The sequence below is a fragment of the Streptomyces sp. NPDC006624 genome, assembly GCF_040611555.1.
Lineage (GTDB): Bacteria > Actinomycetota > Actinomycetes > Streptomycetales > Streptomycetaceae > Streptomyces.
In genome coordinates, this window is sequence record NZ_JBEXOM010000023.1 from 81683 (window position 1) to 103359 (window position 21677).

The 21677-nt window shown below is 73.7% G+C and carries 20 protein-coding genes and 1 pseudogene; 9 read left to right on the plus strand and 12 right to left on the minus strand.

What is annotated here, in order from left to right:
- Positions 1–326: 326 nt before the first annotated feature.
- The 3 genes and pseudogenes from ABZY20_RS31530 to ABZY20_RS31540 all read right to left on the minus strand — a co-directional run bounded on the left by ABZY20_RS31530 (position 327) and on the right by ABZY20_RS31540 (position 4795).
- Positions 327–1619 carry a helix-turn-helix domain-containing protein gene (locus tag ABZY20_RS31530; RefSeq protein ID WP_356445975.1) on the minus strand — a complete coding sequence of 431 codons (1293 nt, stop codon included), beginning with the start codon at positions 1617–1619 and terminating at the stop codon, positions 327–329.
- 181 nt (positions 1620–1800) lie between these two features.
- A pseudogene (locus ABZY20_RS31535) lies at positions 1801–2877 on the minus strand (helix-turn-helix transcriptional regulator); the annotation flags it as partial.
- A gap of 1057 nt (positions 2878–3934) precedes the next feature.
- A complete protein-coding gene (locus ABZY20_RS31540) occupies positions 3935–4795 on the minus strand; it encodes an alpha/beta hydrolase (protein ID WP_356446063.1) in 861 nt (286 codons plus the stop codon).
- Between the two features lie 385 nt (positions 4796–5180).
- Between ABZY20_RS31540 and ABZY20_RS31545 the strand changes: the two genes are divergently transcribed.
- The gene (locus ABZY20_RS31545; protein WP_356445977.1) at positions 5181–5648 is read left to right on the plus strand and encodes an ATP-binding protein; all 468 of its coding nucleotides are present in this window, start codon (positions 5181–5183) and stop codon (positions 5646–5648) included.
- Positions 5649–5776: 128 nt separating this feature from the next.
- Here ABZY20_RS31545 and ppk2 read toward each other — a convergent pair whose 3' ends face one another.
- Both ppk2 and ABZY20_RS31555 read right to left on the minus strand, forming a co-directional pair.
- A complete protein-coding gene (ppk2, locus tag ABZY20_RS31550) occupies positions 5777–6733 on the minus strand; it encodes a polyphosphate kinase 2 (RefSeq protein WP_356445979.1) in 957 nt (318 codons plus the stop codon).
- Positions 6734–6765: 32 nt separating this feature from the next.
- On the minus strand, positions 6766–7008 hold the full coding sequence (locus ABZY20_RS31555; protein ID WP_356445981.1) for a DUF6411 family protein: 243 nt from the start codon (positions 7006–7008) through the stop codon (positions 6766–6768).
- A 492-nt stretch (positions 7009–7500) separates the two neighbouring features.
- On the opposite strand from ABZY20_RS31555, the gene ABZY20_RS31560 reads away from it, so the two are divergent.
- Entirely contained in the window at positions 7501–9015 is a 1515-nt protein-coding gene (locus ABZY20_RS31560) for an arylsulfotransferase family protein (RefSeq protein WP_356445983.1), read from the plus strand.
- 56 nt (positions 9016–9071) lie between these two features.
- On the opposite strand, the gene ABZY20_RS31565 is transcribed toward ABZY20_RS31560, so the two are convergent.
- Both ABZY20_RS31565 and ABZY20_RS31570 read right to left on the minus strand, forming a co-directional pair.
- Entirely contained in the window at positions 9072–9812 is a 741-nt protein-coding gene (locus tag ABZY20_RS31565; RefSeq protein ID WP_356445985.1) for an SDR family oxidoreductase, read from the minus strand.
- Positions 9813–9855: 43 nt separating this feature from the next.
- Complete coding sequence (locus ABZY20_RS31570) at positions 9856–10695, minus strand: endonuclease/exonuclease/phosphatase family protein (RefSeq protein WP_356445986.1); 840 nt, start codon at positions 10693–10695, stop codon at positions 9856–9858.
- Between the two features lie 220 nt (positions 10696–10915).
- Here ABZY20_RS31570 and ABZY20_RS31575 point away from each other — a divergent pair, with 220 nt between their 5' ends.
- Both ABZY20_RS31575 and ABZY20_RS31580 read left to right on the plus strand, forming a co-directional pair.
- The gene (locus tag ABZY20_RS31575; protein ID WP_356445988.1) at positions 10916–11734 is read left to right on the plus strand and encodes an oxidoreductase; all 819 of its coding nucleotides are present in this window, start codon (positions 10916–10918) and stop codon (positions 11732–11734) included.
- Positions 11735–11750: 16 nt separating this feature from the next.
- On the plus strand, positions 11751–12770 hold the full coding sequence (locus ABZY20_RS31580; protein ID WP_356445990.1) for an AraC family transcriptional regulator ligand-binding domain-containing protein: 1020 nt from the start codon (positions 11751–11753) through the stop codon (positions 12768–12770).
- Here the strand turns inward: ABZY20_RS31580 and ABZY20_RS31585 are convergent.
- On the minus strand, positions 12767–13168 hold the full coding sequence (locus tag ABZY20_RS31585) for a hypothetical protein (protein WP_356445992.1): 402 nt from the start codon (positions 13166–13168) through the stop codon (positions 12767–12769). The genes ABZY20_RS31580 and ABZY20_RS31585 overlap by 4 nt on opposite strands.
- A 213-nt stretch (positions 13169–13381) precedes the next feature.
- Here ABZY20_RS31585 and ABZY20_RS31590 point away from each other — a divergent pair, with 213 nt between their 5' ends.
- Complete coding sequence (locus ABZY20_RS31590) at positions 13382–14056, plus strand: pyridoxamine 5'-phosphate oxidase family protein (RefSeq protein WP_356445994.1); 675 nt, start codon at positions 13382–13384, stop codon at positions 14054–14056.
- A gap of 28 nt (positions 14057–14084) precedes the next feature.
- On the opposite strand, the gene ABZY20_RS31595 is transcribed toward ABZY20_RS31590, so the two are convergent.
- Genes ABZY20_RS31595 through ABZY20_RS31610 form a run of 4 tightly spaced genes read right to left on the minus strand, consistent with a single transcriptional unit; the run spans position 14085 to position 18071 of the window.
- The gene (locus ABZY20_RS31595; RefSeq protein ID WP_356445995.1) at positions 14085–14615 is read right to left on the minus strand and encodes an AAA family ATPase; all 531 of its coding nucleotides are present in this window, start codon (positions 14613–14615) and stop codon (positions 14085–14087) included.
- A gap of 16 nt (positions 14616–14631) precedes the next feature.
- On the minus strand, positions 14632–15186 hold the full coding sequence (locus ABZY20_RS31600) for an XRE family transcriptional regulator (RefSeq protein ID WP_356445997.1): 555 nt from the start codon (positions 15184–15186) through the stop codon (positions 14632–14634).
- A gap of 11 nt (positions 15187–15197) precedes the next feature.
- Positions 15198–17396, minus strand: a complete 2199-nt coding sequence (locus ABZY20_RS31605; protein WP_356445999.1) for a helix-turn-helix transcriptional regulator — start codon at positions 17394–17396, stop codon at positions 15198–15200.
- 60 nt (positions 17397–17456) lie between these two features.
- Positions 17457–18071 carry a DUF998 domain-containing protein gene (locus ABZY20_RS31610; RefSeq protein ID WP_356446001.1) on the minus strand — a complete coding sequence of 205 codons (615 nt, stop codon included), beginning with the start codon at positions 18069–18071 and terminating at the stop codon, positions 17457–17459.
- 152 nt (positions 18072–18223) lie between these two features.
- Between ABZY20_RS31610 and ABZY20_RS31615 the strand changes: the two genes are divergently transcribed.
- The 4 genes from ABZY20_RS31615 (at position 18224) to ABZY20_RS31630 (ending at position 21601) form a co-directional block, all read left to right on the plus strand.
- Positions 18224–19222: an inorganic phosphate transporter gene (locus tag ABZY20_RS31615; RefSeq protein ID WP_356446003.1), complete on the plus strand. Its 999-nt coding sequence runs from the start codon at positions 18224–18226 to the stop codon at positions 19220–19222.
- 20 nt (positions 19223–19242) lie between these two features.
- Positions 19243–19857, plus strand: coding sequence for a hypothetical protein (locus tag ABZY20_RS31620; RefSeq protein ID WP_356446005.1), 615 nt, complete (start codon positions 19243–19245; stop codon positions 19855–19857).
- Between the two features lie 27 nt (positions 19858–19884).
- Entirely contained in the window at positions 19885–20703 is an 819-nt protein-coding gene (locus ABZY20_RS31625) for a DUF817 domain-containing protein (protein WP_356446007.1), read from the plus strand.
- A 61-nt stretch (positions 20704–20764) separates the two neighbouring features.
- Positions 20765–21601, plus strand: coding sequence for a PP2C family protein-serine/threonine phosphatase (locus ABZY20_RS31630; RefSeq protein ID WP_356446009.1), 837 nt, complete (start codon positions 20765–20767; stop codon positions 21599–21601).
- Positions 21602–21677: the final 76 nt, after the last annotated feature.

Genomic DNA, 21677 nt, shown 5'->3' on the forward strand with positions numbered 1-21677 from the left:
GGACGGCCCGCACCCGACGGGTCCACATCCGACGGTCCGCTTCGGGCGGTCCGCATCCGGCGGTCTGCACCCGGCGGTCCGCACAGGACGGTCCGCACCCGACAGTCCACACCTGACAGTCCGCTTCGGACGGTCCACCGGCCGGGCGCGGCCCGGCGGGGAGCCCGGGTCGGCCGGGCAGACCGGGCGCGGCCCAGCGGGAACCCCGGGTCACCCGAACAGACCGGGCGCACTGGCGGGCAAGCCCGGTCATCGGGCTGGACCGGCCCCCGCGATGGGGAAACCCGGTCAGCCGACCAGACCGGGCCCGCCGACCAGGAGCCCGGTCAGCCGGGCAGCAGCCTGCGCGCCGTCAGGGCGAGGCCGACCTCCATCACGTCGAGCGGGCTCGCCAGGGAGCGGCCGATGAGCTGCTCACAGCGGCGCAACCGGTTCAGGACGGTGTTGCGGTGGCAGTACAGCCGTTCACTGGCACGCTGGGCGGAACCGCCGCAGGCGAACCAGGCGACCAGGGTGTCCAGCAGGGTGTCCCGGTCGGCCGCCTCCAGCCGCAGCAGGGGGCCGAGCACCCGCTCGGTGAGGGCCGTACCGAGGTCGGGGCAGGAGACGACCAGCGCCTCGGGCAGGTGCTCGGGGAGCCGGACGGTGCCGCCCTCCGGCGGGCAGACGCTCAGGGCCAGGTCCGCCAGGCGCCGGGCGTCGCCGACGGCGGCGAGTCCCGACACGGCGCTGCCGACGCCGATCCGGCATCCGCCCCCGCCGTCGGCGGGCAGCGCCAGCGCCGCCACCGGGTCGCGGGCCTCCTCCCCGTCTCCGTCCTCGCCGACCAGGACGATGCCGTAGTCGACCTCCGCTCCCGAGTGCCAGTACGCGCCCCTGCGCGGTGGCAGGGCGGAGGCCCGGGCGCCCGTGTGCTCCGGCGGCCGGGCACCGCAGACCGCGACGACGACGTAGCGGCCGTGCTCCGGCAGGCTCAGGCCCGCCGCGGTCTCGGGCAGATCGGCGATGCGGCTCGTGCCGTCCAGGAGGGCCGCCGCCAGCAGCCGCACCCGGTTCTCGCGCCGCCAGGCCAGTTGCCGCTCGGCCTGCCGGTAGGCGTCCGCCACGAGGGTGCAGTGCTCGTCGACGAAGTTCCACACGTCGGTGGCCACGTGCACCAGGAGCCGGATGTCGTCGGGTTCGGCGCGGGCGGTCTCGTCCACCAGCCGCTGCCACACCAGGGACCCGCCGAGCCGGTACGCGTGCAGCAGGGCGTCCAGCGGCAGCCCCTGCTCGGCCCGGGCCACCCCGATCCGCCAGGTGCAGCGGTGGGCGGCCTCGCGGGTGCCGCGCGGGTCGAGCAGCGAGGCCACGCTGTGCCGCAGCGAGCGGTACACCTCCTGCCAGGTGCCGGTGTGGTCGCTCTCCAGCGCGGTCCGGTACGCCGGTTCCTGTTCGCGCAGGAGCGTCAGCAGCCGGTCGGTCAGCTCCGGCAGGTCCTCGAGCAGGACGCGGGCGGCCCGGTGCAGGACGCGCAGCGCGTCGGCGTCGATCAGCGAACGGGTCCGTCGTGTCCGCGGCGGCGGAACGGCGGTCGGCCCGGTGCGGAACGTCGTGCCTGTGCGTGCGGCAGGATGCATCGCGGTCCTCCCCCGACGTCGGCCTCCCGGCGCTGCCCGGCGCCGGGCGGGCTCGGCGGCGTCCGGCGGGTGCACTGCGCCGACGGCCGTCGTCACCCAGATAGTCCTGCTTCGAAGAATGACATACCGTCCGGTCGGTCCCCAGGGGTCGTGCGGCAGTCTTTCTCCGTGGCGGGGGTGCTCAGCGGGTCTCCTGGTCGACCATCCGGGCCAGTTCGATGCGGGAGCGCACGCCGAGGGCGGCGAAGACGTTGCGCAGGTGGTAGTCGACCGTGCGGGTGCTGACGGCCAGGCGCTGCGCGACCTCCCTGTTGGTGGCGCCCTCGGCGACGTGGCGCGCGATCCGCAGTTGCTGCGGCGTCAGCACCGACAGCCCACCGGTGGGCTCCTTGGCGGACATGGCCCCGTTGGCGCGCAGTTCGCCGCGCGCCTGGTCGGCCCAGGCGCCGGCGCCGCAGTGCTCGAAGGCGACCAGGGCGGCTCCGAGCCGGTTGCGGGCCTCCCGCAGCCGGCGGCGGCGCCGCAGCCAGCGGCCGTACAGCAGCTCCGTGCGGGCGCGCTCGAAGTCGCCGTCCGAGGCGTCGTGCAGGGCCAGGGCCCGCAGATAGAGGTCGTCGGCACGGTCGTCCTGCGCGGCCAGCAGGGCCCGGCAGCGCGCGAGCTGGGCGGGCGCGTGCGGGTCGGCGCCGAAGGCGGCCCACTGGGCGAGGTCGCCGACGACCTGCCGCGCGACCTCGGGCTGCCCGGCGAGTGCCGCGGCCTCCACGAAGCAGGGCACGGCGAGTCGCCACACGGCGAAGTGACCACGCCGTGCGCCGTGCCCGACGAGCGGGCCGAGCCGGTCGGCCGCGTCCAGGGGGCGGCCGCGGGCCAGGTCGGCGCGGGCGACGGCCCACTCGGCCAGGGTCGCCGCCTGGGCGAGGCCGTGGCGACGGGCGGTGCGCAGGGCGGCCGAGGCGTATCCGGCGACGGCGGCCGTGTCCCCTTCGATCGATGCGGCCAGGGCGAGCATCGCGTGGTGGCTGGCCGCGGTGTTGCGGTGTCCGGCCGCGAGCGCCGCCCGTACCCCCTCCTCCGCGTGGGCGCGGGCCTGCGCGTGGCGGCCCGCTCTCAGTTCGCCGTAGGCGAGGTACTCCAGGGCGCGCGCTTCGGACGCGGCGCACTCCGCGTTGCGCGCGGCGGCGAGGGCGCGGGCCGCGGTGGCACGGGCCGCGTGGACGTCCCCGAGCAGCAGGGCCGCCGCCGCGGCGCGCAGCAGCCGCGGCGGGCGGCCGTCGCTCCGCGCCCGGGCCAGCACGCGACGCAGCGGCCCGGCGGCGAGGTCCGGCCGCCGGGCGAGCAGGGCTCGCATGCCGTCGCGGTAGTCGCGGAAGAACGGGTCGCTCGTCCGCCCCGGCCCGGGGGCGCCGGCGAAGGGACTCGGCGGGCGGTCCCCGACGGGCGGAACGGCGAGGGACACGGTGTCCCCCGCCGACGGCGAACCGACAGCGCCCCACCCCACCCGCCCCACACCATCACCCATAGCCACACCGGAGACGACAGACCCAAGGTCCTCTGGCGACGGCGCACCCTCAGCAGCACCCCGTCCCACCCGGCCCACACCATCACCCATGACCACACCGGAGACGACAGCCCCAGGGTCCCCGGCCGACGGCGCACCCTCAGCAGCACCCCGCCCCGCACCATCACCAACGGCAACGCCGGAGGCGACGGTCCCGGTGGCGAAGGCCTCGGCCACGGCGGGGTCCGGATCGCCGTGGCCGCCGGCCCATCCCGAGGTGTCCCAGCCGTCGAGGGTCGCCAGGCACACCGTGGCGTCGCCCGCGGCCCAGGCGGCGTCCGTCGCGGCGAGGCGCGCGGTTTCGGCCAGGTCCGGGGCGCCGGCGGACAGCAGGGACTCGGCCAGCAGCAGGGACTCGCGCGCGTCACCCACCGGCCCGTCGAACAACTGCCGCATACCGCGCGCGAGTTCGGCACGGCCGCGCTCCTCGGCGACCGACCGGGCGTCGTCGTCCCGGCCACTGCGACCCGCTGCGGGCGCCGCGTCGCGCATCCTGCCCCTGTCTCCGGTCATCCCTGTGAGGCTACTCGCGCGTAACGGCGACCGGAAGGCTGTAGTCCGCACGCCCCGGCGGGAGCACCCACGGCTCCACCTGCGCGTTCGCCGGGCAGGGCCGCCGAACACTGTGCGGCGGCCCAACGGCCGGGCGGTGGGACTGTACGCGCGCACGGCAACGGCGGCGGACGCGCCGTACGCGTCCGCCGCCGTTCCCCCGCACCGCCACGGCGGCGCGGCGCGGGGGCGGTACGGGATGTCAGGAGCCGTGCGGGCAGTTGCCCCGGTACTCCTCGATCGTCAGGCTCGGCCGGGGCAGCGGGCACAGGAACTGCTCGTAGCGGGTGTCGTTGTCGATGAACCGCTTGAGCCAGCTGATGCTGTACTTCGCGATCGTCGTGTTCGACGAGTTGGGCGTGAAGTGCGTCGCCGAGTTCAGCTCCAGGTAGGCGCGGTCCAGCGAGGAGGACAGGCTCGAGTAGAAGGGTTCGGCGTGGGAGGAGACCGGGGCGATCGTGTCGCCGTCGGCTCCGAAGATCAGGGTCGGCGTGGTGAGCTCCGGCCAGGTCTTGTCGAGGTTCCACGGGGTCAGCGGGATCGCCGCCTGCAGGGCCGGACGCGACTTGGCGGCCTCCAGGCTGCCGCCGCCGCCCATCGAATGGCCCATGACGCCGAGGCGTGAGGCGTCGACACGGCCGCGGACCGAACTGCGCTCGGTGAGGTAGTCGAGGGCGGCCAGCAGCTGGCGGCCCCGGGAGTCCGGCTGGTCGAGCGTGGTGAGGGTGTCGATGGTGAACACCACGAAACCCTGCGAGGCCAGACGCGGTCCGAGCCAGGCGATGGACGACTCGTAGGCGGTGTAGCCGGGCGAGATGGCCACCGCGCCGAAGGTGCCGTCGCTGGTGCTGGTCGGGTAGTAGATGGTGCCGCCGCCGAATCCGGTCACGGACAGCGAGGAGACGGACGTCTGCGACACGGCGTACGGGCCGCGCGCCGCCTCGATGCTGGACGTGGTGGGCGCCGGGCCGCGCTCGTAGGGGTTGTCCGCGGCGTGGGCGCCCGGGCCGCTCAGGGGTCCCAGGCCGATGATGACGGCGAGCGCGGCGGCCGCGCCGGCCAGGCGGCCGGTCCTGCGCCCGCCCGGGCGCCGGTGGGAGTCGCCGGCGGGAGCGGACCGGTCGGTGTGGGGAAGGAGTTGCACGACGAGTCGTCCTCTCTGTCGTGGAGGGCGGCCCGTTCCGCGGACGGGCGGGACCTGGGGAGTCCCGCCGTGGGCCCGGGTGGAACCGCCGTCGGGCTGGCCGTGCCACTCTCGGGGACCGGCCGCCGCGCGCGGACCGGCAATGTCACCGGTCTTGTATGGCCGGTCCTGTCAGGCGTCTGCCGGGAACACCGCCCTTCCCGGCGGTGTTCGGGCGTGCCCCTCAGGTCTGCCGGGGCGGGTGCCGGGTACTGGAGTCGTGCGGGAACCCAAGGGCGTGCGAAGGAGAGAGAAGGTCGATGCAGTGGCCGTGAAGGCGATGGGGTGGGCGCACTCGTTTCCCATGTCGGCGGGGGTGCGCGCCGGGCGGGAGTGGACACGCGGACGGCTGGAGACCCTGCCCTGGGCGGCTGCCGAGCCGGACACGGTGGACGCCGTCGTGCTGGCGGTGTCCGAGCTGGTCACCAACGCGCACCGGCACGCGCACAGCGATGCGCACCTGGTCCTCACCTGGGACGGCGACTGCCTCCATGTGAGTGTCCATGACGAGGACCCGAGGCTGCCGCTCCAGCGTGAGCCGGGGCCGGGGGACGTCGGCGGCCGCGGGGTGGCCATCGTCCGGAGCCTCGCCGACGACTGGGGGATGACGTGCCAGCGGCACGGAAAGACGGTGACGGCGTGCTTCCGTCCCGCCGATCCCGATCCCGATCCCACCCCCGATCCCGGTGCCGATGCGGGGGCCGGGCCCGAATCCGACGGGCGCCAGCGCTGAACGGCTGAGCCCTGCGGGTCCGGTCACCGGGTACGCCGATGCGCCCACCTGGCACGCCGATGCGCTCACCGCCGTCGTGGCGGTGAGCGCATCGGCGTCTCCCCCGGTGTCTCGGGGGCCTGCGCGGGTCAGTCGGGTTCGGGGTGGTTGCCGGGTCCGTCGGCCGCGTGCGGGGACAACGGCGTGGGGGACAGTGTGGTGTCCTCCTCACCCGGCTCCAGAAGGGTGTCGGCGGCGCCGACGATGAGCGGGTCGGGTGTGCCGACCGCCTCGGGGTCCTTGCTGTCATAGTCGATGCGCGACAGCAGACTGCGCATGGTCTCCAGCCGCGCGCGCCGCTTGTCGTTGCTCTTGACCACGGTCCACGGGGCGTGTGCGGTGTCGGTGGCGCGGAACATGTCGACCTTGGCCTCGGTGTAGTCGTCCCAGAGGTCGAGCGAGGCGATGTCGGTGGGGGACAGTTTCCACTGCCGCACCGGGTCCACCTGCCGTATGGCGAAGCGCGTGCGCTGCTCCGAGCGGGACACGGAGAACCAGAACTTCACCAGCAGGGTGCCGTCGTCGACCAGCATCTTCTCGAAGACCGGGCACTGTTCGAGGAACACCTCGTAGTCGTCCTTGGAGCAGAAGTCCATCACCCGCTCCACGCCGGCCCGGTTGTACCAGGAGCGGTCGAAGAAGACGATCTCCCCGGCCGTCGGCAGCTGCGCGATGTACCGCTGGAAGTACCACTGGCCCGCTTCGCGTTCGGTGGGCTTGTCCAGGGCGACCACGCGCGCGCCGCGCGGGTTGAGCCGCTCGATGAGCCGCTGGATGGTGCCGCCCTTGCCCGCCGCGTCGCGCCCCTCGCACACGACGATCACGCGCGCGCCGGTGTCCTTCACCCACCGCTGGAGCTTGAGCAGCTCGATCTGCAGGATGCGCTTGGTCCGCTCGTACTCCTTGCGGCCCACCTTGCGGTCGTACGGGTAGTTCTCCCGCCACGTCCGGATGGGCCGCCCCTGTCCGTCCAGTACGAGCGGCTGCTCTCTTCGGCTGGTGTCGACGGTCAGGCCGTCCAGCAGGTCCGTGTCCTCGGCGTTCATCGCCTGTCTCTCCGCTCGGGGTGCGCAGTCGGTCAGAAGGGCATGCGGCCGCGGGAGCGACGGCCTGCCGAACCGCTGCGGCTCACCGCGCGGGAGCTGCTGTGGAAGGGCTTGCTGAACAGCCGGCCCAGCACGCCGGGCGCCTTGCCCCCGGCCCGCGCACCGGCACCCAGCGTGCGCTGCGTGCCGCGTTCGGGGTGACGGGACAGACGCGGGACGAGGAAGGCCAGGACGGCCAGGACCACACACACGACGACGATGACGGCAACGACCACGACGGGCTCCTTCAGTGGGGGACGGATACACAGGTGCCCCGCAGCGCCCCGCCCATGTCACGGCGAGGGCCGCGACCCGTTTCGGTCCGCGCCGCCGTCTGTCCGGGTGAGACCGGGTCCGCCGGACGGCTCACCCGAAGCCGCACGCGCACCCGGAGTGACTCCCTGTCACTTACGGTCACCCCGAGGAGTGGCACCCTCCGGACTTTCCGCGTCGAAGAGGGGCGCAGAGGTGCGGAGAGTTCGAGACATCCGACAACCAGTGGCACCGCCCTGTGCGCAGGGGTGCCGGAGGACGGGAGAACGGCAATGACGACGCGAGATCTGCGGGCCGGCCGGTCACGAAGGCGGGCCTGGCGCGCTGTGGGGGCCGGCGTGCTCGCCGCGGGGTGCGTCGCCGCGGGCTGCGTGCCTCCGGCGGCCGCGACTCCGGCGGCGGCGACTCCGCACCCGGGTGACCAGCCGTGCGCGACGGAGCCCGCCCCTCCGGCGATGAGTCCGCCGCCCCCGGTCCTGACGGGCAGGAACGTGTGGAACTTCGTCTCCGAGCCGCGCCTGCGCCCGATGCGGGTGGACGTGAGGCAGAACAAGCCGGGAACGGCTCCCGGGCACGTCTTCATGGGCCCGTACAGCTCGGCCAGGATGACCGGCCAGACCGGGGCGCTGATCAACGACAACTCCGGCGATCCCGTCTGGTTCCGCCCGCTGCCCTCCCCGCTGCTGCAGAGCACCGACGTCAAGGTCCAGACGTACTACGACACCCGCAAGGGCGGCCCGGGGCAGCCGGTGCTGACCTGGTGGCAGGGGAGCATGGCCCTGCCGGGCTACTACCCCAACCTGCCACCGGGCGCCCCGGAACCAGGTGGGTGCTTCTACATCTACGACCAGCGCTACCGCCTGCTCAAGACGGTCTTCGCGCACCACGGCTACTCCCCGGACGAGCACGAGTTCAGGCTGACCCGCAGGGGCACCGCGCTGTTCATCGCGTCCAAGCCCGAGCCCATGGACCTGCGGCCCTTCGGAGGGCCGGAGAACGGCTTCGTCTCGAACCACGAGATCCAGGAGGTCGACCTCGCCACCGGCCGGCTGCTCTTCTCGTGGAACGCGCTGGACCATCTCGACCCCGCGGACTCCCACGAGCCGGTGTCCAACCTGACGGAGGTCGGCGCGGTGTGGGACCCCTTCCACATCAACTCCATCGACGAGGGCCCCGGCGGCCGGCTGCTGATCTCGGCCCGGAACATGTGGGCGATCTACGACGTCACCAAGAAGACCGGGAAGATCCGCTACCAGATCGGGGGGAAGAAGAGCGACTTCTCCTTCGGGCCCAACGCGGACTTCTCCTGGCAGCACAACCCCCGGTACCAGCCGGGCGGCCGGATCAGCATGCTCGACAACGCCTGCTGCCAGCTCCCCGACGGCGTGCCCACGCAGCCGTCCCACGGCCTGATCCTCGACCTCGACTTCCGCGACCGGCGGGCGACGGTGGACCGGACCTACTACCACCGGCCGCCGCTGGTGTCGCCGACCCAGGGCAACACCCAGGTCCTCCCCAACGGCAACGTGTTCATGGGGTGGGGGCAGAGCCCTTACTACTCCGAGTACAAGGGGGAGGGAAACACCCCGCGCGACGCCGGGCGCAACCAGATCTACGACGTGCGGCTGCCGGGCGCGAACATCTCGTACCGGGCCTTCCGGTACGAGTGGAAGGGCACTCCGTACTACCCCCCGCGTGCCGCGGTGCGGTCCGGGGCCCGGCGCAACGTCGTCTACGCCTCCTGGAACGGCTCGACGGAGACCAGGGCGTGGCGGGTGCTCGCCGGGTCCGACCCGCACTCCCTGTCGGTCGCCGTCCGGCGCGCCCCGCGCTCCGGGTTCGAGACGGCGGTCACCACGAACCGCCCCGGACCGTACTTCCAGGTGCAGGCGCTGGACGCGCGGGGCAAGGTCCTGCGGACCTCCCGTGTCGTGAAGCTCGGGGCGGGCTTCGGGGAGGCCCGGGACTGAGCCGTGCGGTGAGGTGACGCCGGCCCCTGCCGCCGCACCGGCGCCTGGGGCCGGCGTCACGTCAGGTTCAGCCCGCCGTCGAGGACGATGACCTCGCCGGTGAGATACGGGGACGCGATCACCGACGCCACGAGGTCGGCCACGTCGGCGGGCCGCGCCGGGCGGCGCATGGGCGCGCGGTCGCGCCACAGCGCGTGCGCCTGCGCCCAGTCCTTCGTCAGGGGGGTGTCCACCAGCCCCGGCGCCACCGCGTTGACCCGCACCTCCGGTGCGAGCGCGGCCGCGAGCAGCCGGGTCACGTGGTTCAGTGCGGCCTTGCTCGCCGCGTACGGCACCGAGGCGCCCTTGGGGCGGACTCCGGCGTGGCTGGTGATGTTCACGATGCTGCCGCCGACGGGGGACGCGCGCAGCGCCGGGAGGGCTTCCGTGCACAGCACCCAGGGGGCGATCAGGTTGACCTCCAGCAGATGCCGCCAGTCGGCCGGTGTCGCCGCGGCCAGGTCGTCGTGCGGGATCGGGCGGCTGACACCCGCGTTGTTCACCAGCACGTCGAGGCGCCCGTACCGGCCGAGCGCCGCCTCGACCAGGCTGCGGGCCTCCTCCTCCACGGCCAGGTCCGCCCGTACGTACGCCCCGCCGAGTTCCGCCGCCAGCGCCTCGCCCGCCTCCGGGGTCTGCCGCGAGTGCACGACGACCCGCATCCCGTCCGCCGCCAGCCGCCGGGCGACGGCCTCCCCGATGCCCGACGTCGATCCGCTGACCAGGGCGACGGGCCGGTCCGCTGTCCGCGTGCTCATGAACGCCGATCCTGCCACGGGCCGGGCCGGCCGGAGCACCCGCTCACGCGACGTCCAGGTCGGTGTGCAGCACATGGTGGTCCGAGACCTCGGTCGGGCGCACGCGGTGGTCCACAGGGGCGATGCCCCGCAGGAAGACGTAGTCGAACTTGCTCTGCCAGTCGGTGGTCGCCTCGCACACGGCGGTGAGGGAGGGGTGGCACTGGGGGTCCGCGTCCGCGGCCAGTTCCCACATCCCGGCGAGTTCGGGGGCGTCCGGCACGGCGTTGAAGTCGCCGAGGACGATCGCGCGGTCGAGCCGGGCGACCTCGGTGGTCAGCACCTCGGTCTGGGCGGCCCGGACACCCTCCTGACGCCGTTGCGCCAGATGCGTGTTGAAGACGCGGACCGGTTCACCGGCCACCGTGGTGGTGACCGCCATGTACCCGCGGTCCTCCGAGCCGCCGTCGGGGTACTCCACGCTGACGCGGTCGGTCATCGGTGCCGCCGAGAGGATCGCCTGCCCGAACGCCCCCGGGTTCCACGGCACTCCCCCGCACCGGCCCCAACTCTGCAGGACCGTCCCGTACTCGACGTGGTAGACCAGCCCGTGCAGGCGCTGCAGGTACTCGCGGATCCTCTCGACGTCGCGCACGCACGCCTCCTGCATCCCGACGACCTGAGGGGCGTACGCGGCGATCTCCGCGGCCCGGTCGACGTCGCTCACCTCGCACGGGTTGCACAGGTTCCACGTCATGACCCGGTTGGGCACGACGTCCTTGGCGGCCACCACGGGCACGGAACCGGCGAACACGGAACCGCTCGGCGCGCTGGGACCGACGAACACCACGCAGATCACCGCGATCGCCCCCGCGAAGAACCGCGCACCCCTGCTCAGCACCATCGCCCCCTCACCGTGGACACGCCGACCTTGCGGCGTCCTCCGTCACGAGGTTACGAGACAGGGGTGTCAGCAACGCGTAACGGCCGGGGAGGCGGTCACCGCGCGATTGGCGCCTTCCGCAAGTCACCTGGCGCCTTCTGCCGGTGCCGATCGGGGCCGGACTCCCTACCGTGGCAGCAGAGGCGGTCATCGGGACCGCCGCACGGAAGAGCAGGGAAGCATGCGTACTGCGCTGGTGACCGGTGCCTCGTCGGGCATGGGCAAGGAGACCGCCAGGAAGCTCCTCGAGCGGGGTTACGCGGTCTACGCCGTCGCCCGTCGCGTCGATCGGATGGCCGACCTGGAGCGGCAGGGGGCGGTCACGCTGAGCATGGACATCACCAAGGACGAGGACATCGTGGCCGTCGTCGACCGCGTCACCGCCGAGCGCGGCGGGGTCGACGTCCTGGTCAACAACGCCGGCTTCGGCGTGTACGGGGCGATCGAGGACACGGCCGTCGACGACGCGCGGTACCAGTTCGAGGTCAACCTCTTCGGTCTGGCCCGGCTCACCCAGCTGGTGCTTCCGCACATGCGCGAGCAGCGCTTCGGCAGGATCGTCAACATCTCCTCCATGGGCGGCAAGATCTACACGCCCCTCGGCGGCTGGTACCACGCCACCAAGCACGCGCTGGAGGGCTGGTCGGACTGTCTGCGCCTGGAAGTCGCGCCGTTCGGGATCGACGTCGTCATCATCGAGCCGGGAGTGATCGAGACGGAGTTCGCCGACGTCATGGTGGAGCCGATGCTGAAGCGCTCCGGCTCGACGGCCTACGCCGGGCCGGCGCGGAAGCTGGCCGCCTCCACCCGGGCGAACTACGCGCCGGGCAAGGCCACCCCCGCCGCCCGCCTGGCCGACGTGATCGTCACCTCCGTCACCGCACGCCGCCCCCGTACGCGCTACGTGGCCGGCAAGTACGGCAAGCCGCTCATCGCCCTGCGCAAGTGGCTGGGCGACCGCGTCTTCGACCGCGTCGTGATGCGTGCGGCGGGCGCGTAGGGCGGGCGACACGGCCGTGGACACGTTCGCCCTGGAGCCCGCCGTGCAGGCGCTGCTGGTCGACCTCGGCGTCACCCCCGCCCATGTGCTGCGGCGGGCGGGCCTGCCCCCGGATCTGTTCGGCCGCGCCCCGGTGCGGCTGAGCCCCGGGCAGTACTTCGCGCTGTGGCGCGCGCTGGAGGAGGAGACCGGGGACCCCGAACTGCCGCTCGCCATCGGACGGGCGCTGTCCCCCGAGGTCTTCGACCCGCCCTTGTTCGCGGCCCTGTGCTGCCCCGACCTGCGCACGGCCGCCCGCCGCATCGCCGTCCACAAGAAGCTGATCGGCCCGGTGACGCTGCGGGTCGACGAGGCACAGGACCGGATGCGGCTGGTCTACCACTGGCCCGTGGCGCTGGATCCTCCGCCGCTGCTGGTGATCACGGAGCTGGTGTTCTGGGTGGTGCTGGCCCGGACCGCCACCCGGACGCGGCTGCGGCCGCTCCGGATCACCGCTCCCGAGCCGCCCGAGGACCCGGAGCCCTACCGCGCGTTCCTCGGCACCGCGGTCGAGCATGGCCCGCTGCCGTCGGTCGCCTTCGCCGCGGCCGACGCGCAGCGGCCGTTCCTGACGGCGGACCGGCGCATGTGGGACTTCTTCCAGCCGGAGCTGCGCCGGCGGCTGTCGGAGCTGGAGGCGGGCGCGTCCCTGACGGACCGGGTGCGCGCGGCCCTGCTGGAGCAACTGCCCGCCGGGAGCGCCGCGATGGAGCTGACGGCCCGCACGCTGGCCGTCAGCACGCGCACGCTGCAGCGGCAGTTGAAGAGCGAGGGCACCACGTTCCAGGCCGTCCTCAACGACACCCGCCAGGCGCTGGCCCGTCACTACCTGACCCACTCGGGCCTGTCGGTCAGGGAGATCTCCTTCCTGCTCGGCTACGAAGACCCCAACTCCTTCTACCGGGCCTTCCACTCCTGGACCGGCCGGACGCCCGCCCAGGCCACGGCCGAGGCGGCCCGCAGCCCCGCCGATCCGGACCCGGCCGACGCGCTCTAGCCCTCGGGGGGCGGTGCGAAGCGGGTGAAGCCGGCGAGGCGCGGGGCGAACACCAGTTGGGTGTGCTCGCCGAGCGCGGCGCGCAGGCCGGCCGCGACCTCGGCGTCCGGTTCGCCGAACACCTCGAAGTGCTCCACCCGGCAGTGCTCCATCACCTCCCGGATGTACGGGTCCGCCAGCTTCCAGTGCGTGCGGACGGCGTCGGAGTCCTGGTACAGCTGGAAGCTGTGGGCGAGCATCCGTTCCTCGTCGACGAACGTGTGCACCATCAGCTGCGGCCCGTGCCGTTCCGCGAACGCCACCGCGCGGGATACGGCGTCCCGGAAGCTCTCCAAGTGGCCCTCCTCGATGCGCATGGTGTTGCGGAAGAGAAGAACGGCGTTGTCTTTGGTGGTCATGGTCCGACCCTGGGTCCTCAAGTCGGGTCGAGGTCAAGGGGGCGGGCGGAAGGCGTACCCGCTCTGCTCTACGCTCGTGCACACCACCCGCGGAACCTTTCCCCCCAGCCAGCGAGACGACCGGCATCAGCGGCGCCGTCCCCCCAGGCGCGAGCGTCCGTTTCCCCGCGGATCGGGCCACTGCCGCCCCGCCGATGCCCGTCAGGAGGACCGTTGCACCACGATCAGCGTGCCGACCGCCCCGGAAGCCACGGAGAACACGAGATCCAGCGCGAGCTGGGGACCGCCGACCGGGCCGACCGGTTCTACGACGAGCAGGTGCTGGACCGGCTCAACCCGAGGATGCGTGAGTTCGTCGGCCGCCAGGAGATGTTCTTCCTGGCCACCGCCGACCGCCACGGCGAGTGCGACAACACCTTCCGGGCCGGGCCGCCCGGCTTCCTCCGCGTGCTCGACGACACGACGCTCGCGTACCCGGAGTACCGGGGCAACGGGGTCATGGCCTCCCTCGGGAACATCCGGGAGAATCCGCACGTCGGCCTTCTCATGATCGACTTCTCCACGGACCGGATCGGCCTGCACGTCAACGGCCGGGCCCGGCTGGTCACCGACCCCGCCATGCGCCTGAGTCACCCGGGTCTGCCCGTCGACGCGGTACCCGGCCGCCGCCCGCAGATGTGGGTGGAGGTCGAGGTCGAGGAGGCGTACATCCACTGCTCGAAGCACATACCCAGACTCGTCAGGGCACCGGCGCAGACACGGCGGAACGCGGACGGGGCGAGCGGTGCGGGCGCCGGGGGCGAACAGGCTTGGGGCACCGACGACGTCAAGCGCAAGGGCGGCGACTACTTCGGGGCGGCGGCGGCCCGCAGGGCACCGACGCACTGACCCCGACGCCGGCGCGCGACCGGCCCTGTCAGTCCTCCCGTGCGGGAAGGGCGGACAGGCCGGTCTCCGCCATGATGCGGTCCACCGTCTCGTCCAGGGCGCTGCCGGGGTGGACGACCGTCTCCGAACCGCCGGGCAGGAGGTCGAGTTCGCGGTACCACTCGCGCAGCTGGGCCTCGGTCACCTCCTGCGCGATCGGCTTGGTGGCGTGGCGGGCGAGGGTCTCTTCCCACGGGACGTGCAGGTAGTAGGCGTGGGTCGGGCCGCGGTGGTCCGTGCGCAGGCGGGTGAGCATCTCGCCGTAGCGGTCGGCGTACAGGATGCCCTCCACGACGACGTGGTAGCCGGCATCCAGCGCGTAACGGGCCGTCAGGTCGATCAGGCCGATGTTCGCCGCCCCCGGCCGGTCACGTTCCCGCAGCACGACGCGGCGCAGGTTGTCCTGCGCGACGACGGCCACGCCCCGGCCGAACCTCGCGCGGATGCCCGCCGCGACGGAGGACTTGCCCGTCGCGCTGTTGCCGCGCAGCACGATCAGCCGTGTCTCCGTCGAGCCCACCCGCACGCGCTCCCCCTCACAGGTCGAAATCGAGGTACTCGACGTCGGTGAACTCCACCAGCAGCCCTTGGGCGCGACGGCCGCGGTCCCTGAAGTAGATCTCCTGCAGTCCCTCCGCCGCGATGTCGCGCAGGTGCCGTTCACTGCGGCCCGCCTCCCTGGCCTCGAACAGCCGGGCCGCGTACTCGGGGGGCAGCGCCACCGTCAGGTGGCGCAGCCGGGCGTCGTCGGTCGTGCCCGGGGCCGCCGTGTAGCCGAAGCGGGCGCGGGTGTCGATCACCAGGCCGGCCGAGGTGGCGGCCGTCTGCCTGGCCCTCGCCCTGACGCGCGGCTGCCACCGCTTGGTGACCTCGCGTTCCAGGCGGCGGGCCAGCTCCGGCCGGGGATGCCTGATCTGGTCCTTGACGTACCGCTCGACCGTGCGGCGTGACACGCCGAGCAGCCGCGCCACCGGTCCGGTGCCCTTCAACTGCCGTACCAGGAAACGCATCCGGGCACCCGCACCGCTCGGGATCGGGCGGGTGAACGCCTTCTCCAGTGCGGCGTCGAGGCTGTCCCCGACCCTGTCCATCGGCGGCTCCCTTATTCCTCGTCGTCGCCGGCGGTGACGTCGCCGGTCTTGATGTAGCGGGCGAGGTTCAGGGTCTCACCGTGCTTCTCGCGCATCTCCTCGGCCCACAGGGTGCTCTGGGTGCCCTCGTGCTTGACCATGCCCGGCGACACGCCGATGCGGAACGACCCGGGGACCGTCCTGCCGGCCTCGTCGTACGGCAGGACGTGCAGCGGTGACGGCCCGTCGGCGGCGTAGACGGCGCAGTCCGAGAGCACCGCCACCGGGTAACGCCCCGCCTCCGCGGCCAGGTTGAGCATCTTGCGGTGCATGTTGGTGCGTGCCCGGGAGATGACGGCGGCGCGCACGTCGGGTCGCCAGGTCGGGCGGGACAGCGCCGGCCACGCCTGGCCGGGCTTCCAGCCGCCGCCGCGTGCCCGTTCCCGCAGTTTGCCGATGCCGCCCTTCACGGTGGACTTGACGGCGTCCAGGACCATCGCCATCTCCGGGTCGCGCTGCCGGTGGCCGGCCATCGCGTCGAGGAAGTCCGCGGGCGGCAGCTTGTCGGCGACGCCCAGGTCGCCCATGGTGCGGACGTAGGCGTCGCGCAGCCGCTTGTACCAGCCGTCCAGGTACCTGCCCTTGTCCTCGCGGATCCAGGCCTCCCGGGGTGCGACGTCGTAGCCGAGCTCCACCGCGTAGGCCACCGTGGGGGTCGCGTACCAGGCCGGGCCCGTGGGGCGTTCGCCGGTCGGGGTGAACGGGCTCGGCAGCAGGTCGCCCCGCAGCTCCCGCCAGCGGTCCCCGAGCCGGACGCGGGAGAGGTCGACGTGGGAGAGGTCGACCAGCCACGATCCCGGCAGCGCCGGGTCGAAGGCCGGGGCGGTGACGTGCACGGGGGGTGAGGCGAGGCCGACGACCGCGCCGTTGGCGGCCGCTCCGAAGGCGAGGTTGACGTCGATGCCGACCAGGTAACGGCGCATGCACTCGGCGTCGGTCAACTCCCGCGCCCAGTCGTAGGCCTCCTCCAGGAGCATCTCGGCGGGGCCGCGCTGGTGGAAGCGGGGCAGGTGGGCGAGGAGGGGGTGCCCGTCGGGTGCCTCGCAGGGGGCGCAGTCGACGGGGTGCTCGCCGAGGGAGCCGGGGCGGTGTTCCCGGTGCCGCCGGCCCGACTCGTCCGGCTCGCCCGCACGGGTGGGCGGGTTCAGCGCGGTCATCAGCTCCAGGCCGGTGACGGCCGTCGAGCCGCGCGGGGTCGTCACCCGGGCCGCGTACGTGCCCAGCACCCGGGCCAGCCCGGCGGGTTCGAGCCGGGCGGCGTCGCCCCAGGTGCGGGGGTCGAGCGCGTTCCAGGAGGGGATGCACAGCTGCACGCACTGCCGGGTCCTGCCCTGGGCCGGACGGTAGATGCGCGCCCACGGCCCGAAGCCGCGCCGGGTCAGCCGCCAGTCCGCCCGGTCGAGCTGCTTCAGCACCTTGTGGTCCTGCGGGAGCCGTCCGGCCAGCCGCTCCGGCTCCGGCAGGTGCGGCGGGAGGCCGTAGCGCTCGCACGCCGCCTCGGTGAGCACGAGCAGCGGGTCGGCGTCCTGGCCGCACGGGTGCAGCCTCGGGGCGCCCAGCCGCGCGTCCCGCAGCGTCCATTCGACCAGGGCGGGCAGTGACTTGGCGGGTACGTCCAGGACCAGGCCGCCGACACCGTAGCCGGTCACGCGGCCTTCGGGGTCCGCGTCCAGGACCAGCAGCGGGCCGTTCGCGAAGCGGGGGTCGCCACCGGTCGGCTCCGGGGGTGTCCGCGGGCGCGGTGCCGGCGGGCTCGCGTCGGAGGTCCGGGCGGGGCGGACGGTCCGCCGCGGGTGGCTCACCGCCTGCGCCGGGGGTTCCGGTTCGGATACGGCGGTCGGGGTGGTGGGGGCGTCGGTCGGGGCGGCGGGGGCGGCGGGGGCGGGAGCTGCCTCCGGCACCGCCGGTTCGGGACCGGTGGGCTGCGGGTCGGGCGGGTACAGCCGGGCGAGCTGCTTCAGGAGGCGGGCGTAGGCGTCGCGTTCCGGCGGCCGGGGTTCGGTCTTGCCGGCCTCCCAGCCGCTCAGCGTCGCGCGCCGGACCTTCAGGGCGGTGGCGATCTCGTCGAGCGTCAGACCGTGGGCCTGGCGCAGGCGTTTGCGCTCCGCGGGCGGCGGCAGGGGCGAGCGGGAAGCGACCAGTGCGTCGACCGCGTCGAACAGCTCGGACATGGAGTACCTCCTGGTCCGCAACCGTATCGTGCGGCGTACGCATCGCGTACGGAACACGCACTAACGGCGTACCAGCCCGGTGGGCTGCCGTTCGCGGGCGGTGGCGCGCAGACAGGACAGGGCGACCACGAAGGGCCAGACGGACTGGACGGTGGTCACCGCGCGTTCGGCCACCCCGGGGACGCCCTGGAAGTGGAGCTCCAGCATGAACCAGGCCGCACCCGCGGCCATCAGGGCGGTCGCCCCGAGGGCGGGGAGGGGACGCAGGGCCCACGGCACGGCGGGGCCGGTCCGGGCGGCGAGGAGGGGCCAGGCGGCGAGGACGGCGAAGCCCACCGCGGCCACCCCGCCGTGGGTGAGGGAGCCTCCGCTGCTCGGTGCGGGGAACACGGCTACGGCCAGTGCCGCCACTCCCCCGGCCGCCAGGCTCACCCGTCCGGCGGTCGCGGCGGGGCGCAGGCCCCAGGCGGTCAGCAGATGGCACAGGCCGAGCACGACGAAGGCGGCCGTCATCACCCAGTAGCCCGAGCCGCCGGGGGCCGCCAGGACGCTGATCGTCTGGGCGGCCGCGTCGTAGGCGGTCCCGTGGAGCGACGCCGCGACCAGCCAGCCCAGGATGAGGACGACGGGCGCGCACCCCGACGTCAGAAGGACCCATTTAGGAACAGATCGCACCGTGACACCGTAAAGCGGGGCGTTCGCTTCTCGTCGGCCCGCGGCCTCCCGGCGCGGGGCCCGCCCGCCCCGCGTGGCCTAGTCGCGCGGTCGGCTCCGGGCGGGCTGGCGCAGGATGGAGACCTGCGGCGCACGGCGGGAGGTGATCGGTCGTGGAACTCACCCTGGTGGTGCTGATCATCATCGTGGGACTGACGTTCGACTTCACCAACGGCTTCCACGACGCCGCCAACGCGATCGCCACCTCGATCTCCACCCGGGCCCTGACACCGCGCGTGGCGCTGGTCATGGCCGCGGTGATGAACTTCTGCGGCGCCTTCCTGGGGACGGGCGTCGCCGAGACGGTCGGCAGCGGCATCATCGGGGCGCCCGAGGAGATCTCGGGGCTGCTGCTGGTCCTGTGCGCGCTGCTCGGGGCCATCGGGTGGAACGTGTTCACCTGGTGGCGGGGGCTGCCGACGTCGTCCTCGCACGCGCTGATCGGCGGTCTGGTCGGTGCCGCGCTGGCCGCGTCGGCGACGGTCCACTGGTCCGGGATCCTGGACAAGGTCGTGCTGCCGATGCTGCTGTCCCCGCTGGTCGGGGTGGCGCTCGGGTACACGCTGCACGTGGGCATCCTGTGGCTGTTCCGGCGGGCCGCGCCGCGGCCCGCCACGCGGCGGTTCCGGATGGCGCAGACGGTGTCGGCGGCGGCGATGGGGCTGGGCCACGGGCTGCAGGACGCCCAGAAGACGATGGGCGTCATCGTGCTGGCCCTGGTGACGGCCGGATGGCAGGAGGGCTTCTCGGTGCCGGTGTGGGTGATCGTCGCCGTGGCCCTCGCGATGGCCGCGGGCACCTACAGCGGCGGGCGGCGCATCATCACCACCCTCGGGCGGCGCATCGTGCATCTGGACCCGCCGCGCGGATTCGCCGCCGAGACCGCCGCCGCGACCGTCCTGTACGCGACCGCGTTCCTGATCAAGGCGCCGATCTCCACCACGCAGACGATCACCGCGGCGATCCTCGGTGCCGGTGCCACCCGGCGGGCCTCGGCCGTACGCTGGCAGGTGGCACGTTCCATCGTCACGGCCTGGGCTCTGACGTTTCCCGGCGCCGGGATCCCGGCCGCGGCGATCTATCTGTTCCTGCACGCCGTCACCGGCGTGTGAAGGCCAGCCGGAGGCCGTTCATGACTGCCTTCTCCGCGAGCCGGCCGCCCCGGCCGCCCTCTGCCGGCGTACCGGACGGCGTTCCCTCGCCCGCGCGTTTCGCCCATCTGCATCCGGACGACGGGGCCTGCCTGATGGAGACGGCGGCCCTGCTGGCCGGTGGCCGCTTCACGGACAGTCCCCCCGGCACGCATCCGGCGCTCGCCGCTCTGGCCCGTGCGGTCAACGACAGTGTCGGCGACCGCGCCCGCGGGGACCTGTGGCCGCTGGCCGCCGAGCTCGCCGACGCCCGTCCCGAGGGGCGGGACTACGCGCCGTCGCTCGTCGCCCTGGTGACCGACGCGGCCCTGCTGGCGCGGCCCGGGGCTCGCCGGCCGGCGCGGCACGGCCGGGCCTGCCGCCGGCGCGCCGCACGGCTGGCCCACGCCCGCGCGGACGGCCTCGCGGGCCGCGTCGGCGATCTGCTGTGGTGGCGCGGGCCGGGCCGCCGCCGGCTGGAGCACGCGCTGCGGGTGCTGTGCGCCGCGCCGGACGCCGATCGGCGGCTGTCCCTGCTGCTGCGGCAGGCCGTGGCCGAGGCCCGCGGTGACACGGCCGGCGCCCGGGCCGTGCCGGAGGACCGCTGCAACCGGTAGGGGCACCGGGTCGTCCTACAGGGCACCATGGTCCCTTCCAGTCCCACGGGCCTCCGGTCCGCCCCGGTGCGGGAGTTGCTCGACTTCGCGTGGACGCAGACGCGCGCCTGCGCGTTCGCCGTCGCCCTGCTGTCCGGGGTGGCCGTGTCGGCCCTGCTGCCCGGGCTTCCCGTGGCGCGCTACGACCTGCTCGTCGTGTACGGGGTGCTGCTCACGCTGGTGTTCTGGGCGCGCGGCTGGGAGAGCGGGCGGGACGTCGCCGTGATCGCGGCCTGTCACGTCATCGGGCTGGCGTTCGAGCTGGTGAAGGTGTCGCTCGGTTCGTGGAGCTACCCGGAGCCGGCCCTGCTGAAGTTCGCCGGGGTGCCGCTGTACGGAGGGTTCCTGTACGCGGCCGTGGGCAGCTACGTGTGCCGGGCCTGGCATCTGTTCGACCTGGGACTGGTGCGCTACCGCCCGCGGGCGACGGCCGCGGTGGCCGCGGGCGTCTACGTCAACTTCTTCAGCCATCACTGGCTGCCCGATGTGCGCTGGCTGCTGGCCGGGCTGCTCGTGGCGGTCACCGCGGGGACGTCGGTGCGGTTCACGGTGCGGGGGGTGCGCCGGCGGATGCCGCTCGCGGTGTCCTTCGTGCTGATCGGGTTCTTCCTGTGGGTGGCGGAGAACCTGGCCACGCTGGCCGGGGCGTGGCGCTACCCGCATCAGCAGGACGGATGGGAACCGGTCGGGGTGGAGAAGTTCGGGGCGTGGGCGCTGCTGATCAGCGTCACGTTCGTGCTGGCGGCGGTCGGCCGGGGACACGAATCGGCACCGGACGCTTCCGCTGCGTATCATCCTATGGACTGAAATCAGGTGATATACCTTCGGGGAGCGTCACCGACCGTGGCCATCCCCGCCGGAGTGATCCATGTCCCGCACCGGCACGACCGACGACGGCGACGAGTTGCTCAGCAGGCTCGGAGCCCTGACGGCCCAGGCGCGCGCGCAGGCCGAGATGCAGCGGTCCCGGGTCGAGCTGGCCATCGCGCTGCAGCGCGGCATGCTCCCGCGGGACCTGCCGCTGGCCGGGCGGCTGCACCTGGCCGTGCGCTACGCCCCCGCCACCCAGGGCCTGAACGTGGGCGGCGACTGGTACGACGCGTTCACGCTGGGCGACGGCCGGATCGCGCTGTCCATCGGTGACGTCCAGGGGCACAACATCGAGGCCGCCGCCTTCATGGGGCAGGTGCGGGCCGGACTGCGGGCGCTGGCCTCGGTCACCGGGGAGCCGGGCGAGGTCCTGGCCCGGACCAACGACCTGCTGCTGTCCCTGGGCTCCGACCTGTTCGCCACCTGCACGTTCATGCGGCTCGACCCGTGCGCGGGGGTGTTGGAGAGCGCGCGGGCGGGTCATCTGCCCTGCGTCTGGGCCACGGCGGACGGGAAGTCGGGGCTCGCCGAGGGCGAGGGCGGTCCGCCCCTCGGGGTCCTGGCCGGGACGCCGTACCCGGTGACCCGGTACGAGCTCACCACGGGCGGTGTGTTCGTCCTGCTGACGGACGGGGTCGTGGAGGGGCCGTCGATGCCGCTGGAGGAGGGCCTGGACCAGGTGGTGCGGCTGGCGGGCGTCGCGGCGGTGGCGGGCATGGACGTGGACGCGCTCGCGGCGGCCGTGATCAAGGGCGCCGAGCGGGTGGGGCACGACGACGACGCCGCCGTCCTGGTGGTCGGGCTGGACGGACCGGAGGCCCCACCCCCGGCGTAACGCCGCGCCGTCACCCCGACGGCCGACGGCCACGGGGCCTCAGCCATAGGGCCGCAGGGCGCGGCTCCCACCTCGC

Bases quoted from the DNA above. Each gene is read 5' to 3' on its own strand.
- ABZY20_RS31530 (WP_356445975.1), bottom strand. From the start codon at position 1,619: ATGCATCCTGCCGCACGCACAGGCACGACGTTCCGCACCGGGCCGACC.
- ppk2 (WP_356445979.1), bottom strand. From the start codon at position 6,733: ATGAACGCCGAGGACACGGACCTGCTGGACGGCCTGACCGTCGACACC.
- ABZY20_RS31560 (WP_356445983.1), top strand. From the start codon at position 7,501: ATGAGTCCGCCGCCCCCGGTCCTGACGGGCAGGAACGTGTGGAACTTC.
- ABZY20_RS31565 (WP_356445985.1), bottom strand. From the start codon at position 9,812: ATGAGCACGCGGACAGCGGACCGGCCCGTCGCCCTGGTCAGCGGATCG.
- ABZY20_RS31570 (WP_356445986.1), bottom strand. From the start codon at position 10,695: ATGGTGCTGAGCAGGGGTGCGCGGTTCTTCGCGGGGGCGATCGCGGTG.
- ABZY20_RS31575 (WP_356445988.1), top strand. From the start codon at position 10,916: ATGCGTACTGCGCTGGTGACCGGTGCCTCGTCGGGCATGGGCAAGGAG.
- ABZY20_RS31585 (WP_356445992.1), bottom strand. From the start codon at position 13,168: ATGACCACCAAAGACAACGCCGTTCTTCTCTTCCGCAACACCATGCGC.
- ABZY20_RS31600 (WP_356445997.1), bottom strand. From the start codon at position 15,186: ATGGACAGGGTCGGGGACAGCCTCGACGCCGCACTGGAGAAGGCGTTC.
- ABZY20_RS31605 (WP_356445999.1), bottom strand. From the start codon at position 17,396: ATGTCCGAGCTGTTCGACGCGGTCGACGCACTGGTCGCTTCCCGCTCG.
- ABZY20_RS31620 (WP_356446005.1), top strand. From the start codon at position 19,243: ATGACTGCCTTCTCCGCGAGCCGGCCGCCCCGGCCGCCCTCTGCCGGC.
- ABZY20_RS31625 (WP_356446007.1), top strand. From the start codon at position 19,885: ATGGTCCCTTCCAGTCCCACGGGCCTCCGGTCCGCCCCGGTGCGGGAG.
- ABZY20_RS31630 (WP_356446009.1), top strand. From the start codon at position 20,765: ATGTCCCGCACCGGCACGACCGACGACGGCGACGAGTTGCTCAGCAGG.